Genomic DNA, 3,535 nt, shown 5'->3' with positions numbered 1-3,535 from the left:
CCTCATCCGCATGGGCCCCAGCCCCGCGCCCCGCCACCCGCCGCTGTCCGGCGGGCCGGGCGAGCCGCGCCAACCCTCCCGGCCCCTGTCCGCCGCCTCAACCCTGGCGGGCGTCGAGCCCGCGCAACCCAAGCATTCCGGAGCCTGACGCCATGGGTGTGGATCTTGCATTGATATGGGCCGTCGTCATTCTGTTCGGCGTAATGATGTACGTCATCATGGACGGCTTCGACCTGGGCATCGGCATTCTCTTTCCGCTGGTGACCGACGGCCAGGAGCGCGACGTGATGGTCAATACCGTCGCCCCGGTCTGGGATGGCAACGAAACCTGGCTGGTGCTGGGCGGCGCGGGCCTCATGGCAGCGTTTCCGCTGGCCTACTCTGTCATCCTGAGCGCGCTGCATCTGCCGCTGGTGTTCATGCTGCTGGGACTGATCTTCCGGGGCGTGGCGTTCGAATTCCGCTTCAAGGCGGACGCGCATCACCGGCCGCTGTGGGACAAGGCCTTCGTCCTGGGCTCGGTGTGCGCCACGTTCTTCCAGGGCGTCACACTGGGCGCCTACATCGAGGGCATTCCGATGGTGGGGCGCGCCTATAGCGGCGGTCCCTGGGACTGGATCAGCCCGTTCTCGATGTTCGCTGGCGTCGGGCTGGTGGCGGCCTACGCGCTGCTGGGCTGCACGTGGCTCATCATGAAGACCGAAGGACGGCTGCACCGCCACATGTGCCGCTTGGCGCGGCCGCTGACGGTGGCGCTGCTGGCCGTGATTGCCGTGTTGAGCGCGTGGACGCCGCTGACGCAACCGATCATCGCGCAGCGCTGGTTCAGCCTGCCAAACATGTTCTGGTTCTTTCCGGTGCCGGTGCTGGTCGCCGCGGCAGGCTTCGAACTGATTCGCCGCGTCAAGGGCACGCCGGCCGCGGGTCCCTTCGTGCTGTCGCTGGCGCTGGTCTTTCTGGGCTACAGCGGCCTGGGCATCAGCATCTGGCCCGCCATCATCCCGCCCGGCGTGTCGATCTGGGCGGCATCCGCGCCGCCGCAAAGCCAGGGTTTCGCACTGGTCGGCGCCCTGGCGATCATTCCGATTATCCTCATGTACACCGCCTGGTCGTACTACGTCTTCCGGGGCAAGGTACGCACGGGCGAGGAGTTCCATTGATGAACCCTTCGCAATCTTCCTCGTGGCGCACGCGCCTGATGTGGCTGGCGATGATCTGGACGTGCAGCGTCGCGGCGCTGGGCGCGGCGGCCGGCGTGCTGCGCCTGGTCATGCGGTCCATCGGCATGTCCACCTGACTCCGCATCACGCATCCGGACACCCTCATGAAGCGCTACGAACGCCTGACCGAAGAAATCACCGCCTCGATCCTGTCCGGCCTGCTGCAGGTTGGCGACCGTCTGCCGTCGGTGCGCCAGACCAGCGCCAGCCGCGGCGTCAGCCCGTCCACCGTGTTCAAGGCCTATTACCTGCTGGAAGCGCGCGGTCTCATCCGTGCCCGTGACCGGTCCGGCTATTACGTGCAGCGGGCGCCGCGCGCCGCACTGCCCGAACTGGACAGCGTGTCCAGCGCCCGCGCGGACCGCCATCCGGTGGATGTCAGCGATAACGTGCTGCGGGTGCTGAACGCCACCCTGCGCCGCGACATGCTGCCCTTCGGCTCGGCATTTCCCAGCCCGTCGCTGCTGCCGTACGGCCGGCTGGCGCGGTACATGGCCTCGACAGTGCAGAAACTGGATCCGTGGGGTTCCATCGATGACTTGAGCCCGGGCGACGCGGCCCTGCGCCGCGCCATCGCGCTGCGCTATCTGGCCGACGGCCTGAGCGTGCCCGTGGACGAGATCGTCGTCACGAACGGCGCGCTGGATGCGTTGAACCTGAGCCTGGCGGCGGTGACCCAGCCTGGCGATGCCGTCATCGTGGAATCCCCCACGTTTTACGCCGCGCTGCAATCGCTGGAACGCAACGGCCTGCACGCCATCGAGGTGGCGACGCACCCACGCGTGGGCATCGATCTGGAGGCGCTGGAAGACGCCATCCTGCGGCACCGGCCGCGCGCCTGCTGGCTGATGACCACGTTCCAGAATCCGCTCGGCAGCCTGATGCCCGACGAGAAGAAGGAGGCGCTGGTCAAGCTGCTGACGCGCCACGGTGTGGCGCTGATCGAAGACGACGTGTACGGCGAACTGTATTTCGGCGAGACCCGCCCGCGGCCAGCGAAGGCGTTCGATACCGAAGGCATCGTCATGCACTGCGCGTCGTTTTCGAAGACGCTGGCGCCGGGTTATCGCGTCGGCTGGGTGGCGGGCGGACGCTACACCCGGCAGATCATGCGCAACAAGCTGACCACCAGCCTTGCGACGGCAGCCCCCACGCAGGCCGCCATCGCCGCCTATCTGGAAAAAGGCGGGTTCGACCGTCACCTGCGGCAGTTCCGGCTGGCGCTGGCGCTTCAGCAGGGCGAAATGCTGCAGGCCGTGGCGCGCTACTTTCCGAAAGGCACGCGCGCCACGCGGCCGGCCGGCGGCTACTTCGTCTGGGTGGAACTGCCCGCGCACATCGACACGTTGAAGGTGCACCGCGCCGCGTTGGACCACGGCATCAGCATCGCACCGGGCCCGCTCTTTTCGGCGACGGGCGCGTTCGGCAACTTCCTGCGCCTGAACCACGGCCATCCCTGGAGTGACGCCATGGAGCAAGGCATGGCGACATTAGGCAAACTGCTGGCGGGCGGGTAGCGCGATTGTCTTGGGCGGCGATCCAAGTTATAAATAAGAGTTATTCCTATTAACACCCGTCGCCGCCCGTCCATGGATTCCCCCGCGTACCAGAACATTCAACGGCTTTACGCGGAACACCACGACTGGCTGCTGGGCTGGCTGAACCGCCGCGTGAACAATCGTGCGGACGCCGCCGACCTGACGCAGGACACGTTCTGCCGCGTGCTGACCTCGCCGTCCACCACGCCCATCGCTGAACCCCGCGCCTACCTGCTGACGCTGGCCCGCCGCCTGACCATCGACCTGTGGCGCGCGCGCGACGTCGAGGCGCGTTACCTGGACGCGCTGGCGCACGAGCAGGAACCCGTCGCCGCCTCGCCTGAATTGCTGATGATGCTGAAGCAGGCCGTGCAGGAGATCGATGCACTGCTCGACGGACTGCCTGTGCCGGTCAAGCACGCGTTCCTGCTGAACCGGCTGGACGGCATGACGCATCCCGCCATTGCCCGAGCCCTGGGGCTGTCGCTGGCGACGGTCGAGCGTCACGTGAAGCGCGCCTTCCTGCACTGCCTGGCCGCGCGCCGTGCCGCGGACGCGTCATGAAGCCGCTGTCCGCCGGTGACGCGCTGACGGATCGCGCGGTCGACTGGATCGTGCTGCTGACCTCCGGCCAGGCCTCCGACCGCGACCGCCAGCGCTTTGAACACTGGCTTGCCAGCCACCCCGATAGCGCGCGCGCCTGGGCCGAAGTCGACGGCCTGATGCAGCAACCCCTGTCCCGGCTGCGCGACGCCGCGCGCGACGCACCGGGGCCGG

At 67.7% G+C, this 3,535-nt stretch carries 5 protein-coding genes; all 5 read left to right on the top strand.

Translation table 11 applies throughout. The annotated features are described in order from the left end of the window. The first annotated feature begins 152 nt into the window (after positions 1 to 152). Positions 153 to 1,160: a cytochrome d ubiquinol oxidase subunit II gene (gene cydB, locus B3446_RS05590; protein ID WP_175184680.1), complete on the top strand. Its 1,008-nt coding sequence runs from the start codon at positions 153 to 155 to the stop codon at positions 1,158 to 1,160. Then, positions 1,160 to 1,297: a DUF2474 family protein gene (locus B3446_RS05585; RefSeq protein ID WP_175184681.1), complete on the top strand. Its 138-nt coding sequence runs from the start codon at positions 1,160 to 1,162 to the stop codon at positions 1,295 to 1,297. The genes cydB and B3446_RS05585 overlap by 1 nt, the downstream gene beginning before the upstream one ends. Before the next feature lie 27 nt (positions 1,298 to 1,324). After that, positions 1,325 to 2,737 carry a PLP-dependent aminotransferase family protein gene (locus B3446_RS05580; RefSeq protein ID WP_175184682.1) on the top strand — a complete coding sequence of 471 codons (1,413 nt, stop codon included), beginning with the start codon at positions 1,325 to 1,327 and terminating at the stop codon, positions 2,735 to 2,737. Between the two features lie 72 nt (positions 2,738 to 2,809). After that, positions 2,810 to 3,322, top strand: a complete 513-nt coding sequence (locus tag B3446_RS05575; RefSeq protein ID WP_291378215.1) for a sigma-70 family RNA polymerase sigma factor — start codon at positions 2,810 to 2,812, stop codon at positions 3,320 to 3,322. Then, positions 3,319 to 3,535 (top strand): FecR/PupR family sigma factor regulator (locus B3446_RS05570; protein WP_291378213.1); only part of this gene is annotated, 217 nt, incomplete at its 3' end. The genes B3446_RS05575 and B3446_RS05570, both read left to right, overlap by 4 nt.

This window comes from Achromobacter sp. UBA5777 (assembly GCF_002418565.1).
In the GTDB taxonomy this organism is placed as follows: domain Bacteria; phylum Pseudomonadota; class Gammaproteobacteria; order Burkholderiales; family Burkholderiaceae_B; genus Achromobacter; species Achromobacter animicus.
The sequence above is the reverse complement of the archived record's forward strand: the minus strand, read 5'-3'. Positions and strand labels throughout refer to the sequence as shown.

What these genes read in the sequence shown, in the direction of transcription:
- cydB (WP_175184680.1), top strand. Translation starts at nt 153, where the DNA reads ATGGGTGTGGATCTTGCATTGATATGGGCCGTCGTCATTCTGTTCGGC.
- B3446_RS05585 (WP_175184681.1), top strand. Translation starts at nt 1,160, where the DNA reads ATGAACCCTTCGCAATCTTCCTCGTGGCGCACGCGCCTGATGTGGCTG.
- B3446_RS05580 (WP_175184682.1), top strand. Translation starts at nt 1,325, where the DNA reads ATGAAGCGCTACGAACGCCTGACCGAAGAAATCACCGCCTCGATCCTG.
- B3446_RS05575 (WP_291378215.1), top strand. Translation starts at nt 2,810, where the DNA reads ATGGATTCCCCCGCGTACCAGAACATTCAACGGCTTTACGCGGAACAC.